Consider the following 22,977-nt stretch of genomic DNA (forward strand, 5'->3'; position numbering starts at 1 on the left):
CCGCGGCAAAGCGCGGTGACCGAACGCGGCGTCGGGTCATGTTCGCAGCATGGCCAGCATCGCCAGCGAACGCCGCGCAGCGGTCGTGGGACCGACCAGGCAGAGCTCCGATCCGACTCGGTGCGCGTGCTGCTCAGCTCGTGCCAGCGCCCTCAGGCCGGCGGTTCCCAGGAACGTGACCCCGCTCAGGTCGACCACGATCCTCGCATCCGAAATGTCCAGATGCGGCTCGATCGCGCGGACCAGGAGGTCCACAGTGGACGTGTCGATCTCCCCACTCACACGGACTCTGATCACCTTCGCGACGGCGACGGGAACCACCATGCTCCACCTCCAGCAGATCTCCGGGAGGAGCACGGTCCCGCACCGCACACGTGCGCCGCTTCGGTCCGCGAGGCGGAATTCCACGGCGGACGGTGGTCCTGCGAGGTCACTTGTGGAGGTTCTCGCGGCGCTCCTGCTGGCGATGGCCGTAGGCGGCGTTGCGCACCGCCTCGTCGCTCTCCAGGCGCGCGCCGAGCGCACCCGCCACGGTCGCGACCGATGCGGCCAGCCACGCCAGGCCCAGATAGTCGCGTACAGCCGGAGAATGGCCGATCTGCTGTGCCAGCACGGACGGTTCGAGCACGAGCACCGCCGCCCCGAGCACCACCAGGAACAACGCCGCGTACAACGTCGAGATCCCCAGCACCAGCGTGACCACCGTCGTCAGGTTGTACAGCCGCGCCCGTTCCTTCCCCTCCACGTCGGACGGCCGCTCCCACAGCTTGTGGGTGACGACGAGCCACGTGACCATGGCGGCGATCGACAACAGCATCGCCGCCACCAGCCTGGCGACGCTCGACTGCGCGCCGAGCATCCACATGGTCGGGCTGATCAGCGTGTAGGCCCCCGTGCCGAACGCGGCGACGAGCATGCTGGACAACCCCATCGCGAGCCGCCACGGGCGGTTCGCCCTGACCATGCCCGCGAACATCCGCGCCCGGCCGCGCAGCCCGGGTGCCACGAACCGCACCCCGATGTCGTCGGTCGGTGAGTCCACCCGCCGGGCCAGCCGCTTCATCGGGGCCTCGCGGTCCCTCAGCTCCGCGACGACGGCACTGACGACATCACCGGTCTTGCGGCGCAGGCCCCAGCCGCCCAGCGCCGGAAGCGACGCCACAGCGAGCCCGTCGTCGGCGCTGGCATCCGCGACCATCGGATCGGTGCCGTCTCTGCGCGGCAGGTCCGTCAGACACACCCACAGGTCGCAACGCTCGTCCACGACCTGGTCCCGCACCGCCTGCACGACGTGCCGCACGGAGCCGTGCTCGTCGGCGGCGAACTGGTCGCAGACCGGTACCACCCGCCACTCCACGTCACCGTCCACGTCGCGGCTCAGCCGCCGCGGCAGGTCTTCGGCCAGGTCCTCCACGATGTCGGTCGCCAGGCCGGGATCGGCGAGCAGACCGAGGACAACGGTTTCCTGCATGCGCCGTCGAGTACCCCGCGAGATCCCGGATACTCAGCGGGTTCCGCCGGCGGTCAGAGCACGGGCTGCTGGTAGTACGGATTGTCGAGGAGCACGCCGGTCATCCAGATCTGCGGGTGGGCGTTCACCATCGGGACGATCACGTCGCCGTCGAACTCGTCGAGGTCGTAGAAGCACAACGCGTACACCGGATGCGTGGACGCCCACGCACTCGCGTTGATCTCGTGTTCGAAGAGCGCCTCGAGCTGTCCCGGGCGACGCAGCGACCGTCCGATCCACGTCATGTCACCCGCGACCCGGCAAGGCGTTCCCTCTCTCCTCGTCCACTCGTCCAACTCGGCCAGCAACGCGTGGCTGTCCAGCGTGTCATCGCACCGGTACTGACTTTCCGCCTCGTTCACCTCGAGCCGCGGACGCGGACCTCCCAGTTTCCGCTCCGCAGCGCTCTTCTCCCCCGCCACGGCGAAGTACCGGCACGCCTCGCCGTGACGGAGTCCGTCCGCCAGGAACGGGATCAGCAACTCGTCCCGCTCGGCGGGACCGTGGTGGAAAACGCACAGGTGGGAGTGCATCTCGAGCGGCACGCCGTCGAACACCGCGCTCGTCACCGGCCCTCCAGCGGTTGTCCCTGCAACACCTGCCACGCGCGAACCGCGACGTGGACGTTCAACCGAGTTTCCACGTCAGCGAGGTCGAAACCGGTGATCTCCCTGATCCTGCCCAGCCGGTACCGCAACGTGCTGCGGTGGATCATCAGCGCGGACGCGGTCCTGTCGTAGCTGCCACCGCACTCGAGGAACTGGGAGAGCGCCGAGTCCCGGCGCCGGACTCACGGCGTCAGCGGTGCGCAAGATGCCGTACACCACCCAAGGCTGCCGGCCGACCTCAGTGGTGATCCACCCCGCTTCCATCGCCACCACCGCCGCGACGCCCGACACCGCGACCGCGCGCAGGAACCACGCGCTGTCCGGCAGTCGCCGCCTCCGCCACCACACCAGGCCGTACCACGCGACGAGGAGCAGCAGCGCGACACCGACGCCGACCATGGCGTTGTAGGCGAGGTGCACGACGTTGACCGGCGGTCGTTCGTCGGCAGGCACCTCCTCCAGACCGGGCACCACACCGTACGGGTCGTGGTGGATCAGCAACGACAACCCGTACGGGATCTCCACGGCGTAGTGCAGCTGGTCGTCCCAGTACAGACCGCCGAGGGACAACCCGGCGCCGGAGGTCGTCTCGTACTGGCCCTCCATCGCCGCGAGCTTCGCAGGCTGGTTGTCGGCCACCACGTTGGCGATCCAGTCCCCGACGCCGATCTGCACCGGTGTGGCCAGCGCGGCCACGGTCAACGGGACGAGCAGCCCCACCCGGTGGTAGCGGTCTCGGCGCCCGCGCAACATGCCCACCGCGTACACCGACGCGATCAGGAACCCCGTCACCATGAAAGCCGCCAGCCACATGTGCACGAACTGCGCCCACGTCGACGGACCGAACATGGCGGCCCACGGCCTGGCGTCGACCACATTTCCCAGCTCGTCCAGCCTAAATCCGGTGGGGTTGTTCATCCACGCGTTGGCGGACACCACGCAGAACGCACCCACGATGCCCGCGACCACCATCGGCAGCGCACTGAGCATGTGCGCCCGCGGCGACAACCGGTTCCAGCCGAACAGGTACACGCCGACGAAGATCGCCTCGACGAAGAACGCGAACCCCTCCAGCACGAACGGAAACCCGAACACCTCACCGAACCGGCCCATCAACCCCGGCCAGAGAATCCCCATCTCGAACGACAGCAACGTGCCCGACACCGCACCGGCCGCGAACAACACGGCCATCGCCTTGGCCCACTTGTGCGCCAAGGCGATCATCACCTCGTCACCGCGCCGGCGGCCCCGCCACTCGACGAACACGACGATCGCCGGGAACGCGATGCCGAAGCAGGCGAACACGATGTGCCACCCCAGCGACAAAGCCATCTGCATGCGCGCCGGATACAGGTTTCCGCTCGCGTCCGCCAGGAACTCCAGCACGATCCTCACCACCACAGGTCGCCCGACGTGGCCGGACTACCCGTGCGCCACACAGCCAAACGGCCGCCCACACGTACGCGTCCCGCCGGTCTTGAATCGCTGCTTTCGAAATATCTCGTATGACGAGGCGTTCGATCTGAGCGGGTTCACCAGCCCGAGGCCAGCCCGCACGGTGGTGCCAGCGAGCGATCAGGGCTCGGTGCTCGCTGTAGTACCGCTCGTACTCATGCAACACCTGGCGCAGATGGGCCTGATTCCAGATCAGCGCGCGGTCCAACAGATCGTTGCGAGTTCATTGCTTCAAACAAAATAGTTCCGCGTGAAGGACCAATTAGGATCGACTGGCCCTCTGCACCAGGTTCGAGCTATTCAATAGTGCATGAACACGCGAACCGCGCAAGCTTGCCACGCATGGGAACTCAAGTCCCCCCTCGGACACCAAAATGTCGCAAATTTGCGACGTCTACGTGGCAGGTGCTCAAGTCCACCTGAGCACCTGTTTTGCGTTTCCATGCCACGTGCAGGTGGCGTTCGATGACGATTTCCTACATCCGCCCGATCGTCCCGGACACCACCTCCGAAAAGACACGCGGCACTTCCACGCGCACGGCTGGTCAGCCTCTCCCGCTTGTCGCCATCCGCGCATCCCGGCCGCCCAGGCTGACGAACGTCCTGTACCGGATGGCCACCGTGGACCAGCGCAGCCGACTTGCCGACCGACACACCACGGCCGCACTGGACTGGAACGCGGGCACGAGGCTGAACATCCGCGAGCACGACGGCCTGCTGGTCATCACCGCCGACCCGCACGGCGTCTTCCAGCCCTGTGGGGTGCCAAAATACGGTCCACGTGCCTGACCTGCGGATCACGCAGCTGCTAGTTCGTACTCGTTGATCAAGCCGCCGAGTACTCGCCGACGACGAACAGCACCACTGCCTTATCCTGCGAGCGGGTAATCGGGTCGTGGTGGAGTGTGGTCCCGCGCTCGGTGTGGTCGTCGGTGGTTGTAGTGGGAGACGTAGCGGTTCAGCATTGACTTCAGGTGCCGCTCATCGATGATCAGCAGTCGGTCGGTGAGCTCTCGTCGAACAGTGCCGACAAAGCGCTCCGCGTAGCAGTTGGCCCTCGGACATCGCGGTGGGATCTTCACAACGTCGACGCCGGCATCCGCGAGAACGGAATCGAACGACACCGTGAACTGACCAGCCCTGTCGCGAACCAGAAATCGAAACTCGTTGGCCCGGTCGTCCCGCTCCATGACGAAGTTGCGAGCCTGCTGTGTAGTCCACGGACCGTCTGGGATGGTGGTGGCGCCGAGGATGTGGACATAGCGGGTGCCGACCTCCATCACGAAAAACACGTACACCCGCTTCAACGTGACGACGCAGTCGACATGAAAGAAGTCGCACGCCAGCATGCTCGCCGCCTGAGCACACAGAAGCCGCCGCCACGACGTGTCGGAGCCTCGAGTCGGCGATGGCAGAATCCGAAGCCGCTTCAGCACACGACGAACAGTCGACGCAGACGTCCGGTGTCCGAGCTTGAGCTCACCGTGGATACGCCGGTAACCCAGCCGGCGTTCTCCCTCGCCATACGCTCGATCAACGCCACCACGGTCTCATCGATCTGTGGACGACCAGTCCGGTTCGGGTAGGTCCACTTCTTCGCGACCAACCGCCGATGCCACCGCAACACCGTGCCCGGCGACACCAACCGGTGCTCCCGCAGCCAGCGAGGCAGCCGCCGCACCAACGCGGCCAGCACAGCGCGGTCAGCCCAATCCAACCGCGGACGACCGTGAGTACGGCGCAACACCGCGGCCTCATGCCGCAACACCAACAACTCGACATCCTTCCACGCCGACGACCGGCCGAGCAGGACCAGCCAACCACCCAACTGGACAAAATCGCGGTACAGCAGTCGCAGCGCCACCCCCACGATCATGCCGACCGAACGACAGGGCCTGACCGCCGCAGCTCAACGCATGTGTGCAGAGTTCTGGCACCCCACAGGGCGATCAGGCTGGTGTCCGGCGCGTTCCGCCGAGTCGCCGCCGGGTCGGTCGCCGCCCTGCCCGGCGGTCCCCGCGGCTACCTGGTGCTGATGGCGATCGCGTCGGGGCCACCCCGCTCCCAGCTGGCGATCGCCCAGCAACTGGCGCTCAACAAGACCGTGATGACCTACCTGCTCGACAACATGGAGACCCAGGGGCTGCTCGTGCGGCAGCCGGATCCCGCAGATCGCCGCGCGCGCCAAGTGCTCATCACCGAGAAGGGCACCCGATCCCTGGACGAGGCCCGCGCACGTCTCGGCGTGGCCGAGGCACAGCTGCTGGCCGACCTCGACCCCGCAGAGGAACAGCAGCTGCGGATGTTGCTGGAGCGGGTTGCCCAGACCGCCCGGCAGATGGACCACGACCCGGTGACCGACTGCTGACCGGCGGTCGTCACCGAGCGGCAGGTCCGACAGGCGGTCGCCGCGGAGGGTGACTCGGCGATGGCCGGCGCGGCCGTCGACGGCCGGGTGGCCGGTGCCGCGGTTGTCCCACGGCGTGCTCTTCACCAAGGCGGTCACCAGTGATGGGAGTTGGTCCCATCACTGGTGCTAGAGTGATGAGACCAAGTCCCATCACTTTACCCCGGGGAGGAATCCCCTTGGACTTCGCGAACAAGAAGGCGCTGGTCACCGGCGCAGGTGCCCTCGGCGGCCTGGGCCACGCCATCGCCAAGATCTTCGCCTCCGGCGGCGCGGAGGTGGTGATCGTCGGCCGAGACCCGGAACGCGGCGCCGAAGTCGTCGCCGACGTCGGCGGCAACACTCGATTCGTTCAAGCGAACCTCGTCGAACGGGCGTACGCGCAACGCCTCGTCGACGTGGTGGGAACCGTCGACATCCTGGTGAACAACGCCGCTGTCATCCCGATGGGTGCCACCGCGGATCAGGAACTCGACACGTACGAGGAGGCGTTCGCCGTCAACGTGCGCGCACCGTTCATCCTCATCGCCGGACTGGTGCCCAAAATGGCCGCGAACGGCGGCGGAAGCGTCGTGAACGTCTCCTCGACCGCCTCCTCGATCGGCATTCCTGGCATGGCCGTCTACGGCGCCACCAAAGCCGCCGTGGAGTCGTTGACCCGTTCCTGGGCCGCGGAGTTCGCCTCGTCGAACGTGCGGGTCAACGCCGTGCTCCCTGGACCTATGCACACCTCGATGATGATCTCCTCCCTGGGTCCTGACGCCGGCGGGTTCGGCAACACCGTGCCGTTGAACCGTACGGCGCACCCGGCGGAAATCGCCGAGGTAGTCGCTTTCGCGGCCAGCGATCGAGCCAGCTATGTGACCGGTGCCGTGATCGCCGCCGACGGCGGACGCACCGCGATCTGATCTTCCCCTCGTCGAAAGGCAAGAGAGTCAGATGTCCAGCACGAAAGACAAGATCGACCCTGAGCTCGCCGAAGCGCTCAGCAACTTGCCCATGGGACCGACAGGGCTGTTCGACCTGACCGACGTCGAGGGGACCCGGGAAGCTCTTCGTGCGTTCGGAGAAGCACCGAAGAACTCGACGGTCGCGGCCGAGGAACACCTGACCACTGGAATCGCCGGATCATCTGTGCCGATCCATTTGCTTCGCCCTGCCACCCCACGGGGGCCGTTACCGGTGCTGCTGTGGTTTCACGGCGGTGGGCAGGTGCTCGGCTACGCCGCGCAGGACGACTTCTGGCTGATGCCACTCTGCGAGACCCTCGGGTGCGCCGTCGCTTCCGTCGAGTACCGGCTGGCACCGGAGACACCGGCACCGGGCGCCGCGGAGGACGGCTTGACCGCCTACCAGTGGCTCCTCGACCAGGCGGAGGCGCTGAAGCTCGACCCCACCCGGATCGGCATCGCGGGTCAGAGCGGCGGCGGGGGCATCGCGGCGGCGACCACCCTCCTGATCCGCGACCGCGGCCTGACCACGCCGCTCTTCCAGTCGTTGCTCTACCCGATGCTGGACGACCGGAACACCACCACGTCCAGCAACGAGATCACGGACATCGGCATCTGGGACCGCGGTACGAACATCCTGGCCTGGCAGGCGATCCTCGGTGACGCCACGGGACAGGAAGTCTCGCAGTACGCCGCGCCTGCCCGGGCGACCGACCTCAGCGGCCTCCCGCCCACGTTCATGGCAGTCGGCGAACTCGACCTCTTCCGCGACGAGGACCTCGACTACGCGCACCGGCTCCTGACGCGGGGTGTACCCGTCGACCTGCACCTGTACTCAGGCGCCTATCACGCTTTCGACCTGTTCGCCCCGACGGCGCGGGTCTCCAGGTCGCTCCGGCAGACCTGGAGCAGCGACCTCGACCGTCGGTTCGAGGGCGGCCTGGATCGAGGACGGGAACTCCGATCCGCATGATTTCGGCCTACTGCCCGCTCTCGGCGTTGTTCCCAGCACCTCAACACAGGTCAGTGCGACGGACAACAGCATCGAGCCGACCAGCGCCACCAATGCCGTGCGCCTGCGCCGAGATGACGGCGTAGCCGAGGGCGGGGATCGTCGGTCCCTCCTGGCGGGGCAGCAATCCGGCACCGACATCCCCACCGGAGCGCGAGACACCGAGGATCACCGCGCGGATCAGCCGCCGACGACGGACCCAACCGGCCGGTGGCCACCAGGGAACCAGCCTGTTTCACCGCACGGACGCGGACGCTGACCTCATAGCCGTCGATGGCGCGGATCGACGCGATGCGCGTGGTGTGCCGCCCGAAAAGTCATCGCTGCAGCTCAAGCTGCATATCGATACTCGTTGATCACCCCACCGAGAATCCGCGTGCGGACGGGTCCACGGCCAGAGACGTCAAGATCATGCGCCGCTCGGAGGTGCTCGAGAGCGTCTGGTGGTAGCTGGTCGTGGGCCTGGTGAGGCCGGTGTTCGTCGTAGTGCGTCTGGTAGGCCGCGAGTACTTGACGCGCATGACCTTCTCCCTTGATGAGGACGTGGTCGAGAACCTCACGGCGGATGCTGCCGATGATCCGTTCGCAATGCGCGTTCATCCGCGGAGCTCGCAGCGCGCTCGCAATTACTCGTAGTTCCTCTGCCTCGAATACGGCGTCGAACGCGTCGCCGTACTTGCCGTCGCGGTCACGCCGCAGGAAGCGAAGGGATTCCATCCGCGCCCCGAACTCGCCGGCCAGGTTCCTTGCATGCTGCACCGTCCACTCCCGCGTCGGATGCGCGGTGACGCCGGTGATGTGCAGGCGGCTGGTGCCGTGTTCGAGAAACGCAAGTGCATACAGGCGTGCTCCGAGCACGGCGTCGACGTGGAAAAAGTCCGCCGCGATGATCCCCTTGGCCTGCGCAGTCAGAAACTCCCGCCACGTCGGGCCGCATCGCCGCGGCGCCGGATCGATGCCCGCGCGGTTCAAGATCTCCCAGACCGTCGAGGCACCCAGGCGATGACCAAGCCGAACCAGCTCGCCATGGATACGCCGATGACCCCACCGCGGATTCTCTCCAGCGAGTCGAAGTACGAGCGCCTTCATCGCCGCTGCGGTCGATGGACGCACGGTTCGCCGGCGCGCGGTGTGATCCCACTTGCGGGCGATGAACCGGCGGTGCCAGCCGAGCAACGTCCCTGAGGTAACCGGGAAGACATCCTGCCAGCGCGAGCGATGCACCAGTCTTGACAGCGCGGCGAACCAGAACCGGTCTGCGGGCTCGTAACGAACCGGCCCGGTCAGCTGCCGACGAAGCACAACGTTCTCGTGCCGCAGAACAAGAAGCTCCGCATCCTCAGCCGCCTCACCTCGAAGCAGCACCGCCGGAACAGACAGCAACTTGCAGACCACCCGATACAACAGCGAACCGACCACCCAGACATGCTCTCAGCTGGGAAAACCGGACCGCTCAGAGCATCGATGACTTTTCGGGCGGCACAAGTTCGCCGGCGAACTCCAGCACCTGCACGTGCAGATCGAGCACCGCCCCCGAACGGTCACTGGTCTCGGTCCGGAACCTGGCGATCTCCTCCAACGCCCGCGCGTGGTGCCCTCGGGCCACGAGGTTCTCGACCTCCTGACGCAACAGCGGCCTGCGAACCGCCAGTTCGGCCTCACGGGCGTCCGACGGCGACACGCTCACGCGCTTCGACTTGGTGGCGAGGTACCACCGCGACCACGGTGGCAGGTCTTCGAACGAACCAAGCAGGCCGGGCAGAGCTGCAAGTCGACGGCCGCGCGATGGATCGCGTTGACGCGCTCACGGGAGTCTTCGGACAGCCGCCGCAGCATGAGCTGCCGGACGTCCTTGCGGTGCACGATCGTGTGCTCGTCGACCAGCACGGCCTCCCGCGCCAGGCCCTCGAACAACGCGAGCGCGATCTCGTAGTCCGGCACCTCTACGCCGCACGGTTCCGCCAGCACGCGCCAGGATCAGGTCGGGCGTGACCTGGCGCAGGGTCAGTCCGGGATGGGCGAGCTTGCGGACGTCGGACGAGCTGATGCGGCCGAGCGGCCGCCGGTACAGCTCGCCTTCGAGCGCCTCGCGACCTGTCGCGAAGTCACGCAGGGCATCGTCGTCACCCGACTTGACCAGGACACCGGCGACGAGCCGCAGCACCAGCGTGCTGGTGCCCATGCGCGCGATGAGGTCCTCGCCACCGTCTGGGGGCAGGCGGTCGCCGAGCAGGTCCCGCAGCTGCGACAGTGTCTCGGAACGCGTCAGCCCGGTCAGGTGGATCTCTTCAAAGCCGAGCTCGGGTGCGGGCGCCCGGCCCGCGAGCACCACGCCGCCGTTGATCGCCTTGTTCAGCCCCAGCACGAACCGGTGGAAGCTCGTGACCGCCGTCCAGTCACGCCGCTGCAGGTCCTCGACGGCGGGCAACCGTCGTGAGCACAGTGGTCTCCTCGCTCGGAACCAAGGGGAGCCGATATCTGGGAGCGCTCCCCACCAGCCTTCGGACTGTGACGGTGCGCCCGTCAAGACATGTGTCTGCCGAGCACCGTGGTTTCACTCGATCAGCGCAGGCGCATTTCGTGAGGTGCCGACCGAGCGATAGGCCGAAGGGGGGTGCGTCTGCGGATGCGATGACCTACCCGCAGAGCGATGCACCGGCGGACCTGTTTCAGCCGGTTCGAAATCATAAATCTGCACCAGAAACTGCGTCGCGCATTCAACTCTCCCTTGTCCGCGAATTTGCATGCAATGGATGCGATCTTCGATTGCCCGAGAACCGGTCAAATCGCCCTCCGGACACCACCCCTACCGCAGTACCGAGTACGCCGTCCTCGGTGTTGAGCTGGACACAGTCCGCTTGACTGCTGCCCACATGGTGCGTTACGCGCCCGTGCGGTCAAAGGCGGATTAGGACACCAATTGAGACCGTTGGGCAAACTTCGGTCGACCTCTCGTAATCGCCGAAGGTCTCGTGTTAACTAGCCGGACAGACGGAGTGCGTTTCCCATCCTCGGCTGCGACGGCACAAAGCGGTACCGGTTCGCCCGCCTTGCCAGGAAAGGCCGTTCTCAATGCGAATGTCCGCACCGCTGTCGTCCGGTCAGCAACGCCTTTGGACCGTCTCCCAGCTGGATGGAGCGGGACCGGCCTACAACGAGACCATGGCCTTCGCTCTGCGGGGTCCCCTCGACCGCGAGGCCCTGCAACGCGCCTTCGACGCTCTCGCCGACCGCCACGAAGCGCTGAGGACCCGGATCGTCGTCGAGGACGGCTGGCCCACGCAGATCGTCGAACCCGCCGGCCACGGGTTCCCGTGCCCTGTCAACGATGTCACCGGACGGCCCGACGAGGCGGCCGGGCTGCGGCGGGCAGACCCCGCCGAGCCGTTCGACCTGTCGTGCGCGCCGCTGGCCAGGGCCCGGCTGCTCGTCGAGGATGATCGGCAGCACGTCCTGCTGATCACCGTCCACCACATCGTCTTCGACGGCTGGTCCCGCACCCTCCTGCTGCGCGAGCTGGGCACCCTCTACGCCGCCGAGCTGACCGGCGCGGCGGCCGATCTGCCGCCGGCCCGCCCGTACCGCGACTACGCGCAGGCGCAACAGGACTGGCTGGCCGGACCCGGCCGGGAGCCGCACGAGGCGTACTGGCGGGACCAGCTCGACGGGGTGGTGCCGGTGCTGGAGCTGCCCGCCGACCGGCCGCGCCCCGCCCGGCAGGACTACCGCGGCGCTCGTGTGCCCGTCTCCCTCGGGCCGGAGCTCACCGCGCGGGTGACGGCGGTCGCGCGCGAGCACGGTGTCACGCTCTACTCCACCATCTTGACCTGCTGGTTCCTCCTGCTCTCCCGGCTTTCCGGACAAGATGACATCGTTGTCGGCGTGCCGACCGCCAATCGCGGCGCGGGCGGCGCGCATCCCGACACGCTCGGGTTCTTCGTCAACACCCTGGCCGTGCGCGCCGATGTAGGCGGCTCCCCCACCGGCGCCGTCCTGCTCAAGCAGGTTCGCGCGGCCCTGCGCGGCGCCATCGACCACGTCGAGCTGCCGTTCGAACGGGTCGTGGAGCTGGTGAACCCGCCTCGCAGCCCGGCGCACACCCCGCTCTTCCAGACGATGTTCGCCTGGGTGCCGAAACTCGACGATGTCCTGGACCTGTCCGGGGTCATCGCCGAACCCCTCGAAGTCGAGCACGCGCCCGCGAAGTTCGACCTCGCGCTCAACCTCGCCGACGAGGGCGGCGACGTCCTCGGGCACCTCGACTACGCCGTCGCCCTCTTCGACCACGCGACCGCCGAGCGGTACGCGCGGTATCTCGTCCGGCTGCTCGACCAGCTGGCCGCCCGCCCCGAAGCCGACGTCGCGACCTACGACCTGCTCGACGACGCCGAGCGCCGCGAGATCCTCGCCGCCTGGAGCACCGGCCCCGCACCACGCCGGCGTCCCGGCGGGCTGGTCGAGCGGTTCACCACCCACGCCGACGCCACGCCGGACGCCCCCGCGCTCGTCTGCGACGGCCAGACCCTCACCTACGGCGAGCTGGACCGCCGTGCGACGAGGCTGGCGAACGCCCTGCGCCGCCGCGGAGCCGGACCGGGCGAGGTCGTCGCCGTCCGGAGCGGGCGGTCGGCCGAGCTGGTGGTGTCCGTGCTGGGCGTGCTGAAGACCGGCGCCGCCTACCTCCCGCTCGACCCGGCCCAGCCCGCGGCGCGGCAGGCGGCGATGGTCGAGGACGCGCGCCCGATCCAGGTGCTGGACGACATCGGCCCCCTCGAAACCGAAGGCGACGAGACACGCGAAATGGTCACCGTCGGTCCCCGCGAGACGGCGTACGTCATCTACACCTCGGGATCGACCGGGCGGCCGAAGGGCGTCGCGGTGACCCACCACAGCGTCCTGGCCCTGTTCGACCAGTGGCTCGACCGCTTCGGCGCGACCCCCGGCGAGGCGACGTCGGCGTGGTCGAGCATCGGCTTCGACGCCTCGGTGCACGAGCTCCTGCTGCCGCTGACCACCGGAGCCGTGCTGCACGTCGTTCCCGAGGACGTCCGGCCCGACCCGGCGGCGCTGATGACGTGGCTGCGGGAACACCGGGTGGTGCAGGCGTTCCTGCCCCCCGCCTACGTCCGCTGGATCGACGAGGACCCGGCACGGGTCGCCGGGCTCGCGCTGCGGCAGGTCCTCACCGGCGTCGAACCTCTTCCGGAAGCCGCGCTCGCCCGGTTCGCCGCCGCGGTGCCCGGCCTGCGGATCTGTTTCGGCTACGGACCGACCGAGGCCACCCTCTACGCGACCGCGCACTTCGACCCGGAACCCGTCGACCGCCCGGCTCCGATCGGCCGGCCACTGCCGGGATCCCGGCTGTACCTGCTGGACGAACGACTGCGTCCGGTGCCGCCGGGTGTGGCCGGCGAGGTGTTCCTCGCCGGTGACTGCCTGGCTCGCGGCTACCTGCACCGGCCGGACCTGACCACCGAGCGGTTCGTACCGGACCCGTTCGTGCCGGGTGACCGCATGTACCGCACCGGAGACCTGGCCCGCTGGCTTCCCGGCGGCGAGGCCGAGTACACCGGTCGCCGGGACGACCAGATCAAGCTGCGCGGCTTCCGCATCGAACCCGGCGAGGTGACGGCCGCGCTGCTGGCCGTCCCCGGAGTCCGTGACGCCGCGGTGCTCGTCGACCGCGAAGGCGATCCCCGGCTCGTCGCCGGGATCGCGGGCGGAAGCCGGACCCCACACGAGTGGCGCGCGGCGCTGGCCGGTCGGCTGCCCGACTACATGATCCCGTCGGTGTTCGCCGAGTTCCACCGGCTGCCGCTGAACCGCAGCGGCAAGCTCGACCGCGACGCCGTCCTGGCGCACGCCCGCGCGAGCGCGTCGACCACCCCGGTCAACACCGCCGCCCCGCGCGACCACGTCGAGCTGGCGCTGCTGCGGATCTGGCGGGACCTGCTGCTGCACCCGTCGATCGGCGTCTCGGACGACTTCTTCGACGTCGGCGGCACGTCGATCTCGGCGATCAAGCTCGCCCACGCGATCGGCGCGGGGTTCGGCCGTGAGCTGCCGATCCGCGACGTCATCACGCACCCGACCATCGAGGCGCAAGCCGCGTTGCTGCGCACGGACCGCGCGGTCGACGGCGGCAGTCTCGTCGAGTTCCGCCGCGGCGCCGGGCAGTCCCGCGTCGTCTGCGTGCACCCGGCGGGCGGCACGGCGTTCTGCTACCTGCCGCTCAGCGCCCTGCTGCCCGAGGACGCCGGGGTGCTCGGCATCCAGTCCCCCGGCCTCAACCCCGGCGAAGCGCCGCTGCCGAGCGTCGAGGCGATGGCCGAGGAGTACCTGCGGCTCGTCGACCCGAGGCCGGGAGAAACATTGGTCCTGTGTGGACTGTCCTACGGAGGTCTCATCGCCTACGAGATGGGGCGGCGGCTGGCCGGACGACACGACGTCAGCGTGGTCCTCCTCGACACCACCGCGACCGACGACCCGGCAGCGAAAGCCGCCATCGAACCCGTTCCGGCGGCCGAGTTCCGCGAGAAGCTGGTGCGGTTCAACGGGATGTACCCCGGCATCGAGGACGACCAGATCGAGCGCTACCACCGCACGTACAACCACAACCGGCTGACCGCGCGCGAGCACGACCCCGGCGAGTCGGCCGCGCGGGTGGTGTTCGTCCAGGCCGTCGGCGAGGACCCGGTCCCCGGCGCGGTGGAGTTCTGGCGCCGCCGCGCCCGCGGCGAGTTCGAGGTGGTTCCCGCGGACTGCGGGCACTGGGACATGCTGGAGAGCGACGCGCTGCCGCTGGTCGCCGAGCTGATCACCGCAGAGCTGGCGGCACGATGACGTCGATCGCCCGCCGCGTCCACGACCGGGCCCTGAGGCACCCGGACGCCCTCGCCGTGTCCGACGGCGGCCGCCGGCTGACCTATGCCGAGCTGAACGCGGGTGCCGCCGCCGTCGCGGAAGCCTTGTCACGCCAGGGTGTCCGCCCCGGTGACGCGGTCGCCGTCGGACTGCCGCGCTCGCTGGAACTGGTGCAGGCCATGCTGGGCGTGCTGCGTCTCGGCGGCCAGGTCGTGCCGCTGGACCGGCAGAGCCCGCCCGCGCGCCGCGACGTCATCCTCGCCGACGCGGGCGCGGTCGCGGTGATCGAGGACGCGCTGCCGGAGCTGACGCCGGTCGAGGCCGGGGCCCCCGCGGAGCCCGCGCCGGCGTCGTTCCTCTTCTACACCTCCGGCACGACCGGACGGCCCAAGGGCGTCGAGGTGCGCGACGCGGGTGTCCTGCGGCTCGCCGAACCCGGCTGGCTCGACCACGGCACGCGGTTCGCCTGCCTGGCCAACCCCGCCTTCGACGCGATCAGCTTCGAGGTGTGGGTGCCGCTGCTCACCGGCGGCACGTGCGTGATCCTCGACGACGAGACCGTGCGCGACCCGCGGGCGTTCGCCGACGCGCTGGTCCGGGAACGCGTCGACACGATGTTCGTGACCGCGACGCTGTTCAACGCGGTCGCCGAGACCGTGCCGGGCAGCTTCGCCACCGTGCGCCGGGTCGTCATCGGCGGTGAGCAGCTCAACGCCCCGTTGATCCGCCGCTGGTACCGGGACAACCCGGACTCAGCCACCCGGCTGCAGAACGGGTACGGCCCGACCGAGACGACGACGTTCGCGCTCAGCTACGCCATCCCGCGCGATTTCGACGCCGAGGTCGTGCCGATCGGCAGGCCTCTGCCGGGTACCGGCGCCGTGGCGGTGACGCCGGACGAGCGCGTGGCAGCCGTGGGCGAGGTGGCCGAGTTGTACCTGTCCGGTGCCGGGGTCGCCCTCGGCTACCGCGGCCTGCCCGCGGAGACCGGGCGGAAGTTCGTCCGCCTGCCGTGGCTGGACCAGGGCCGCGCCCGCTTCTACCGCACGGGCGACCTGGTCCGCGTGCTGCCGGGCGGGCGTTTCGCCTATGTCGGGCGCACCGACCGGCAGGTGAAGGTCCGCGGGTTCCGGATCGAGCCCGGCGAGCTGGAGCAACGACTCCTGGCCCACCCGGAGATCCGGCAGGTCCACGTGGCCGTGCGCCGCGCGGCCACCGCCGAACTGCTCGCCTACGTCGTCGCGGACGAGCTGTCGTTCGACGACTTCGAGGCGCATCTGGCCGAGACCGTGCCCGCCTACATGCGCCCGCACCACGTGTTCCGCCTCGCGGAGCTGCCCCGCAACGCGAACGGCAAGGTCGACGAGGCCGCACTGCTGGCCGGCGGTGTCCCGGCGTGGCGGCCGGACACCGATGGCGACGCGACGCAGTGGGAGCACGAGGTCCTGGGCGTCGCAACGGAGATCCTCGACGTCCCGGACCTGCGTCCCGGTGACACGTGGCTGCGGTCCGGGGGCGACTCGCTCAAGGCGTTGCGACTGCGCTTCGCGATCCGGGAGCGCTGGGGCGTCGACCTGGCGCCGTCGGTCGTGCACCGCGGCACCTTCGCCGATCTCGCCGCGTCGATCTCGGCGGCGGGTCGCGCGGCCTACCCGCAACCGGGCCCGCCGACGACCGCGGCGACCGCGCCGGCCACGAGCGAGCAGCAGCGGCTTTGGCTGCTGCAGCAGCGAAACCCGGCGTCGACGGCCTACCACGTGCCGCTCGCGTTCCGGGTCACCGGTGATCCGGACCTCGAGGCGCTCCGCCGGAACGTGCGCGGCCTCGTCGAGCGCCATCCGGCGCTGCGCACCGCGTTCGAGGCCACCCCGGACGGCCTCCAGCAGGTGGAGAAGGCGGCCTACGACCCGTGGACCGAACCCGGCGAGGACTTCTTCACGGCGCCGTTCGACCTGGCCTCTGGCCGGCTGCTGCGGGCGGCATGGCAGCCGGACGGCACGTTCCTGCTGTGCGTGCACCACATCGCGGTCGACGGCTGGTCGCTCAACGTCCTGTTCCGGGAGCTGTCCGGCGCGGAACCACGACCTGGCGCGCACACGCCGTTCGACTTCGCGGCCTGGCAGACCCGCTGGTTCGCCTCGCCCGGCTACCGCGCCCAGCTCACCGAACGCGCCGACGACGCCGAACCGCTCGGCGAAGCGTCCCTGGCCGGACGGTTGCACACGACCCGCGTCGACCGCGAGCGCGTCGACGAGCAGGCCGCCGAACTGGGGCTGACGCGGTTCCAGCTGCTGCTCGGCGTGTTCGCCCGCAGCCTCTACGCGGTCACCGGGCGCACCCGGCCGCGGATCGCCACGCCGGTCGCGAACCGGCCGGTGCGGGAGTTCGAAGACGGTGTCGGCATGTTCGCCAACACCGTCCGGGTGCCGCTGTCGGTGGACCCGGACGAGGACCTGGCGGCCCAGCTCCGCCGGCTCGGTGAGACGGCGGGGGCGGCCCTGGACCACCAGGACGTCGCTTTCGCCGACCTCGGCCCCGCGTACGCGGCCTTCGACTACCTGTTCGTGCTGGAGAACACCGACTTCGAGACCCTTCGGCTGCCGGGCTGCTCGGTCAGTCCACAGTGGATCGAGGCGACCGAGGCCAAGTGCGCGCTCACGCTGTCCGTCGTGGAACGGCCGGACGGCTTCGACTGCCTGTGGGAGTACGCGGAGGGACACTTCACCGAAGCCGAGGCGGCGGCCCTCGGTGAGGCCTTCGACCGCGCCTTGCACGGCGACGCCGGAATTCCAGACCACCGCGACCACGGCCGCGGCGCGGAAGCCGGCCTGGCGTGGGACACCGTGGCCGAAGGTTTCGCTCGGCAGGTCGCGCGGACCCCGGACGCCCCGGCGCTGACCGGCGAGACCACGCTGACCTACGCGGAACTGGACGCGCACGTGGCCCGGCTGGCGGCCACCCTGCCCGAAGACGCCACCGGCATCGCGCTGTACTTCCGGCCGTCGGCCGAGCACGTCGTCGCACTGCTCGCGCTCGCGCGGCTCAACATCACCGCCGTGCCCCTGGATCCCGCATACCCGCAGGCGTTGCTGCGGCAGATGCTCGACCAGGCCCGCCCGAGCTGCGTCCTGCTCGCCCCGGGCGAAGAGCTCGACACCGACGTCGAACAGCGGACCGTGACGCTCACCGGCGGACCGGTGCCGGACGTTCCCGCCCAGCACGCCGGGCGGCCGCTCTACACGTTGTTCACGTCGGGCTCGACCGGCGTGCCCAAGGGCGTGCGCGTCCCGGACCGCACACTGGCCAACCTGCTGCAGTGGCAGGATCTGCCGCCCGCGGCGACCCAGCAGTTCTCGATGCTGTCGTTCGACGTGTCGTTCCAGGAGATCTTCACGACGCTCTGCGGCGGCGGGCGGTTGCACCTCATCCGCCCGCAGTGGCGGCACGACGTCCCGGCGCTGCTGGAACAGTTGGACACCGCCGGAATCGAACGGATCTTCCTGCCGTACGTCGCCCTGCAGCTGCTCGCCGAGCACGGTGCCCGGCTCGGGCGGTACCCGTCGCGGCTGCGGGACGTCATCACCGCCGGCGAGCAGCTCGTGTGCACGCCGGCGATCCGCCGCTGGTTCGCCGGGCTGCCCGGCGCGCGCCTGCACAACCACTACGGCCCGACCGAGACCCACGTCGTCAGCGCGCTGACCCTCGACGGAGACCCGGCGGACTGGCCGGAGCGCCCGGCGATCGGCCGCCCGGTGGCGAACGCGGTGCTGCGGGTGGCCGACGGCGCGGGCGCGCCGCTGCCGCCGGGGCAGGTCGGCGAGCTGCTCATCGGTGGCCTCGCGGCGAACCGCTGCTACCTCGGGGACGCGGCGCCGGAGAAGTTCGCCGAGCTGCCCGAGCTGTACTACCGCAGCGGCGACCTCGCGCACTTCGACCGCACCGGGCTGCTGCACTTCGACGGCAGGGCCGACCGGCAGGTCAAGCTCAGCGGGCACCGCCTCGAGCTCGGGCAGGTCGAAGCCGCGCTGCTGCGGCACCCCGACGTCGTCAACGCGGTCGTGCTGCCGCAGGACGACCGGCTGGCCGCGTTCCTCGAATGCCGCCGGACCCCGTCGGCGGCGGAGCTGACGGACTTCCTCACACCGCTGCTGCCCCCGCACGCGCGGGTCGACCGCTTCCGCGTCGTCGAGGCCCTGCCGCGCACGCCGAGCGGGAAGCTCGACCGGGACGCCGCTCCGGACACCCCCGGCACGGATCTCCACCGGCCGCCGGTCACGTCGTCGGGCGAACTGGCGGCCCTGTTCGAGGAGGTGACCGGGGCGCCGATCGGGCCTGACGAGACGTTCTTCGCCGCGGGCGCCACGAGTCTGTCGCTGATGCGGTTCCACCTGCGCTGCGCGGAAGCCGGGTACCGCTTCACCGCGGCCGACCTTTTCGAACACGTCACCCTCCGCGACCTGACCCGGTACCTCGAAGCGGGCCCGGCCACGGCCAGGACGTCCGCCGAAAGCGCGGCCGACGAGCCGGTGGCGGTCATCGGCATGGCGGTGCGGCTGCCCGGCGCGCCGGACCTGGCGTCCTTCTGGGACCTGGTCGTGTCGGGACGCCGGGGCATCGAGGAGTTCCCGGCCGCCGACGGCCTGGTCGGCGCGCGCAGCCTCCTTCCCGACCCCCTGGCGTTCGACCCCGAGCACTTCGGCATCAGCCACCGCGACGCGGCGCTGATGGACCCGCAGCAACGGCAGCTGCTGATGACCTGCGTCGAAGCCCTCGCCCACGCCGGGATCGCCCGGCCGGACCGGGCCGGGATCGTCGCGGGCTGCGGGGAGGACACGTACTTCCAGGAGGTGCTGCGCGAGGCCGACCCGGTCGCGCTGCCGGACGGGTTCCACCTCGCGCTGCACCACGAGAAGGACTTCCTGGCCACCAAGGTCGCCTACCACCTCGACCTGACCGGCCCGGCGCTGACGACCCAGACGGCGTGTTCGAGCTCGCTGGTCGCCGTCCACTTGGCCGCCGGCATGCTGCGCGGCGGCGAGGCGGACGTGATGCTGGCGGGCGGGGTGCTCGTCGACCGCACCCTGGAGGAGGGCTACCGGTACCGGCCGCAGCACATCTTCTCCGCGGACGGGCACTGCCGCCCGTTCAGCGACGACGCGGACGGAACGGTCGGCGCGAGCGGCGTCGGCGTGGTGGTGCTGAAGCCGCTCTCGGCGGCCCGCCGGGACGGGGACACCGTCTACTCGGTGCTCACGGGTTCGGCGCTGACCAACGACGGTGCGGTCAAACAAGGTTACAGCGCACCGTCCCCTGCCGGGCAGCGCTCGGCGATCCAGGCCGCGCTGCGCCGGGCCGGGCGCACCGGCGCCGACGTCGGCTACGTGGAGACGCACGGCACGGGCACCCGGCTGGGCGACCCGATCGAGGTCTCGGCGCTGCGCGAAGCCATGCCCGAGGCCACGGCGTGCGCGTTGTCGTCGGTGAAGAGCCAGCTCGGCCACCTGGGCGCGGCGGCCGGAGTGGTGGGCCTGATCCGCGCGACCCTGGCCGTCCACCACGGTGTGGTCCCGCCGACGGTGGACTTCCGGGCGCCGAACCCGGTGCTGGACCTGGGCCCGTTCCGGGTGCCGACGCGGGCCGAGCCGTGGCCGGCCGTACCGCGCGTCGCCGGGGTGAGCAGCTTCGGCATCGGCGGTACCAACGCACACGTGGTCTTGGAGTCCGCCCACACGCCGGCGCCCGAACACCCGGAACCCTTGCGGTGCCTGGTGCTCTCCGCCCGCAGCGCCGCGGCCCTGCGGCTCGACGCGGCCAGGGTGGCCGACTACCTGTCCGCGCATCCAGAGTCCTATGTGGACGTACTGCGACACCTGCAGTCCGGTCGCCCGCGCGGCCGCTGGCGCCTGGCCGCGGCCGTTGAAGACGCGGCTGCGGCAGCCACCTGGCTGCGCACGGCCGAGCCCCAAGAGCTGCTGTCAGGTGAGAGGCCGGCACCGTCTCGTGACAGTGGTGCCTCGCCCGCCGAGGTGGCACAGGTGTGGCTGGACGGCGGCACGGTCCGCTGGGGACACTCGGCGGCCCCCGCGCCGTGGGACTTCCCGCCGCCCGCCTTCGTCACCCAGGACTTCGACTTCCCGCGGCGAGCCGCCGTCGCACGACTGCCCGAAGCCGAGTGGCTGAGGCAACCGACCTGGGTCCGCCTGCGCCGGACGGCGAAGGCGACGCGAACCGACCGCGTCCTCGTGATTTCCGGCGAAGGCCCGTTGACCGCACCCGCACTCGACGACGCCTACCCGCGCGTCGTCCGGCTCCACGCTGCCGATCGGTTCGCACGCCTCGGTCCCGACACGTTCGAAGCCGACCTCGCCGACACCGCCTCCCTCCGCCAGGTCCTCGACGCCCTGCCCGGTGGCGGAATCGACTGGCTCCACACCGTGCCCCTCGGCATCACCGGCCCTCTCGGTGAACCGTCGGTGCGCCACGCGCAGTGGGCCTGCGTGGACACCCCCGCGGCTCTCCTGCGCGCCGCCCACGACCGTCCACTCAGGACGTGGTGGGTCTCGGCCGGTGCCGTCCCCGCGAACACCGGCGTCAGCCGCCCCGAGGCCGGCCTGCTCGCCGGGGTGACCGCCGTCGGCCCGCAGGAAAGCGGAGTCCCCGGCCATTGGGTCGACCTCCCCGACCAGGACCTCACTCCCCTGGCGGATCTCCTGACCGGACCCACCCCACCCCCGCGGGTCGCGCTGCGGGCCGGGTTCTGGTGGGCGGAAGACGACGCACCCGTTCGGGTGGGCGAACCTCTCGCGACCGACGGCGCCCACCTCGTCCTCGGCGGCACAGGCGGCATCGGCACCGCCATCGCCGAAGAGCTGCTCACCCGCACCACCGGCCGGGTCGTCCTGCTGGCACGCAACCCCCACCTGCCCGATGCGCTCCAGCCGTGGGCCGATCGCGTCGACCTGCTCGCCGCCGACCTCACCACCGTCACGGCCGACGCGATTCCCGCGCCCCTGGCCGGGATCGTCCACGCGGCGGGGAACCCGGACGGCGGTCTGATCTCCACCCGCGGCGGGGGGACGCAAGCCGTCAAGCTCGCCGGCGCGCTGCTCGTCGAGCAGCTCGTCGAACGCGACCAGCCCGCCTACGTCGCCTACTGCTCGTCGCTGTCGGCCCGGTTCGGCGGGATCGGTCAGCTGGACTACGCCGCCGCCAACGGCTTCCTCGACGCACTTGCCCACCGCGACGGCCCAACCGCCCGCCTCTCGATCGCCTGGGACGTCTGGCGGGACACCGGCATGGCCGTCACCGCGCTGCAGACCGACGCCCGCCACCAGGCGCACCTGACGGTCGGCCTGAGCGCGGAAGAGGGCCGCCGGACCTTCGCCCGCGCGCTGGGTTCCGGCCTGCCCCACCTGCTGGTCGCGACGACCGGCCTCGACCACGCCCGCACGTTCCACGAACGCGACACCGCGCCGGTCACCGCCACACCGGCCGGGGACGCCGAAGCGGAGCTGACCGAGGAGATACGCGCGCTCCTCGGTGTGGCCGAGCTGCCTGCGGACGTGCCGCTCTACGACCTGGGCGCCGACTCGCTGACCCTGCTGGAGGTCGTCGACTCGGCGAAACGCCTCTTCGGCGTCGACCTCGACCTCGCCTGGCTCGGCCCGGAGGTGACGATGGCCGGCCTGCTGGCGAAGCTCACCGAAGCGGGCGGCACCGGCGACGTGACCGTCCAGGTCTGGCGGGAAGGGGCGGGCCGCGAGGTGGTGTGCCTCGTGCACCCGGTCGGCGGGGACGTGCACGCCTACCGCCCGCTCGTCGAAGCCCTGGACCCCGCGCTCGGCGTCTGCGTGATCGCCGACCCGGCGCTGAGCCTGCCGGAGCCACCGGGGTGGTCCGTCGAGGAACGCGCTCGTCGCTACTACGCCGCCCTGCGAGCGACATTGCCGGGCCGCACCTGGCAGCTGGCCGGCTGGTCGTTCGGCGCCTGGGTGGCGACCGGCATGGCCGCCGAGGCCGAGGCGGCCGGACAACCGGTGCGGGCCCTGCACCTCCTCGACCCGCCGCCGCCCGGCGCGAGCGCCGCGGACTACAGCGACGCCCAGCTGGAGGCGGTGTTCGAACGCGAGCTGGGCGCCTCGGGTGGCACCGCGGGCGAGCACGCCCAGCGG

At 70.4% G+C, this 22,977-nt stretch carries 17 protein-coding genes; 7 read left to right on the forward strand and 10 right to left on the reverse strand.

The genetic code is table 11. The features are described from left to right. Positions 1–36 precede the first annotated feature (36 nt). The 5 genes from ACFWGZ_RS24380 to ACFWGZ_RS24400 form a co-directional block, all read right to left on the reverse strand. Positions 37–324, reverse strand: coding sequence for an STAS domain-containing protein (locus ACFWGZ_RS24380; RefSeq protein WP_382453881.1), 288 nt, complete (start codon positions 322–324; stop codon positions 37–39). Positions 325–430: 106 nt separating this feature from the next. Next, positions 431–1,471, reverse strand: coding sequence for a hypothetical protein (locus ACFWGZ_RS24385; RefSeq protein ID WP_382453882.1), 1,041 nt, complete (start codon positions 1,469–1,471; stop codon positions 431–433). 53 nt (positions 1,472–1,524) lie between these two features. After that, positions 1,525–2,079 (reverse strand): MEDS domain-containing protein, encoded by a 555-nt coding sequence (locus ACFWGZ_RS24390; protein ID WP_382453883.1) that lies wholly within the window; start codon positions 2,077–2,079, stop codon positions 1,525–1,527. Next, on the reverse strand, positions 2,076–2,225 hold the full coding sequence (locus ACFWGZ_RS24395) for a helix-turn-helix domain-containing protein (RefSeq protein WP_382453884.1): 150 nt from the start codon (positions 2,223–2,225) through the stop codon (positions 2,076–2,078). Before ACFWGZ_RS24395 ends, ACFWGZ_RS24390 begins: the two co-directional genes overlap by 4 nt. After that, positions 2,155–3,504 (reverse strand): cytochrome ubiquinol oxidase subunit I, encoded by a 1,350-nt coding sequence (locus tag ACFWGZ_RS24400; protein WP_382453885.1) that lies wholly within the window; start codon positions 3,502–3,504, stop codon positions 2,155–2,157. Before ACFWGZ_RS24400 ends, ACFWGZ_RS24395 begins: the two co-directional genes overlap by 71 nt. A 534-nt stretch (positions 3,505–4,038) precedes the next feature. Here ACFWGZ_RS24400 and ACFWGZ_RS24405 point away from each other — a divergent pair. Continuing rightward, positions 4,039–4,362 (forward strand): hypothetical protein, encoded by a 324-nt coding sequence (locus ACFWGZ_RS24405; protein WP_382453886.1) that lies wholly within the window; start codon positions 4,039–4,041, stop codon positions 4,360–4,362. Between the two features lie 80 nt (positions 4,363–4,442). Here ACFWGZ_RS24405 and ACFWGZ_RS24410 read toward each other — a convergent pair whose 3' ends face one another. Together ACFWGZ_RS24410 and ACFWGZ_RS24415 are read right to left on the reverse strand one after the other, a co-directional pair. Continuing rightward, entirely contained in the window at positions 4,443–4,922 is a 480-nt protein-coding gene (locus ACFWGZ_RS24410; RefSeq protein WP_382453887.1) for an integrase core domain-containing protein, read from the reverse strand. Positions 4,923–5,002: 80 nt separating this feature from the next. Beyond that, entirely contained in the window at positions 5,003–5,437 is a 435-nt protein-coding gene (locus ACFWGZ_RS24415) for an integrase (RefSeq protein ID WP_382453888.1), read from the reverse strand. A 93-nt stretch (positions 5,438–5,530) separates the two neighbouring features. Here ACFWGZ_RS24415 and ACFWGZ_RS24420 point away from each other — a divergent pair, with 93 nt between their 5' ends. The 3 genes from ACFWGZ_RS24420 (at position 5,531) to ACFWGZ_RS24430 (ending at position 7,903) form a co-directional block, all read left to right on the forward strand. Beyond that, entirely contained in the window at positions 5,531–5,941 is a 411-nt protein-coding gene (locus ACFWGZ_RS24420; protein ID WP_382453889.1) for a MarR family winged helix-turn-helix transcriptional regulator, read from the forward strand. Positions 5,942–6,159: 218 nt separating this feature from the next. Beyond that, on the forward strand, positions 6,160–6,888 hold the full coding sequence (locus tag ACFWGZ_RS24425) for an SDR family NAD(P)-dependent oxidoreductase (protein ID WP_382453890.1): 729 nt from the start codon (positions 6,160–6,162) through the stop codon (positions 6,886–6,888). Between the two features lie 91 nt (positions 6,889–6,979). Beyond that, complete coding sequence (locus tag ACFWGZ_RS24430) at positions 6,980–7,903, forward strand: alpha/beta hydrolase (protein WP_382453897.1); 924 nt, start codon at positions 6,980–6,982, stop codon at positions 7,901–7,903. A 369-nt stretch (positions 7,904–8,272) separates the two neighbouring features. On the opposite strand, the gene ACFWGZ_RS24435 is transcribed toward ACFWGZ_RS24430, so the two are convergent. From ACFWGZ_RS24435 to ACFWGZ_RS24445, 3 genes are read right to left on the reverse strand one after another with little or no spacing between them, the layout of a single operon-like run. Continuing rightward, positions 8,273–9,361 (reverse strand): integrase core domain-containing protein, encoded by a 1,089-nt coding sequence (locus ACFWGZ_RS24435; RefSeq protein WP_382453891.1) that lies wholly within the window; start codon positions 9,359–9,361, stop codon positions 8,273–8,275. A 34-nt stretch (positions 9,362–9,395) separates the two neighbouring features. Further along, positions 9,396–9,629, reverse strand: coding sequence for a hypothetical protein (locus ACFWGZ_RS24440; RefSeq protein ID WP_382453892.1), 234 nt, complete (start codon positions 9,627–9,629; stop codon positions 9,396–9,398). Then, positions 9,626–9,910 (reverse strand): hypothetical protein, encoded by a 285-nt coding sequence (locus tag ACFWGZ_RS24445; protein WP_382453893.1) that lies wholly within the window; start codon positions 9,908–9,910, stop codon positions 9,626–9,628. Before ACFWGZ_RS24445 ends, ACFWGZ_RS24440 begins: the two co-directional genes overlap by 4 nt. A 46-nt stretch (positions 9,911–9,956) precedes the next feature. On the opposite strand from ACFWGZ_RS24445, the gene ACFWGZ_RS24450 reads away from it, so the two are divergent. The 3 genes from ACFWGZ_RS24450 to ACFWGZ_RS24460 form a co-directional block, all read left to right on the forward strand. Then, positions 9,957–10,379, forward strand: a complete 423-nt coding sequence (locus ACFWGZ_RS24450; protein ID WP_382453894.1) for a hypothetical protein — start codon at positions 9,957–9,959, stop codon at positions 10,377–10,379. Positions 10,380–11,020: 641 nt separating this feature from the next. Beyond that, complete coding sequence (locus ACFWGZ_RS24455; protein ID WP_382453895.1) at positions 11,021–14,785, forward strand: amino acid adenylation domain-containing protein; 3,765 nt, start codon at positions 11,021–11,023, stop codon at positions 14,783–14,785. Beyond that, on the forward strand, positions 14,782–22,977 hold an 8,196-nt coding region (locus ACFWGZ_RS24460), incomplete at its 3' end, for an amino acid adenylation domain-containing protein (protein WP_382453896.1). The genes ACFWGZ_RS24455 and ACFWGZ_RS24460, both read left to right, overlap by 4 nt.

The sequence above is a fragment of the Lentzea sp. NPDC060358 genome (assembly GCF_042725365.1).
Lineage (GTDB): Bacteria > Actinomycetota > Actinomycetes > Mycobacteriales > Pseudonocardiaceae > Lentzea.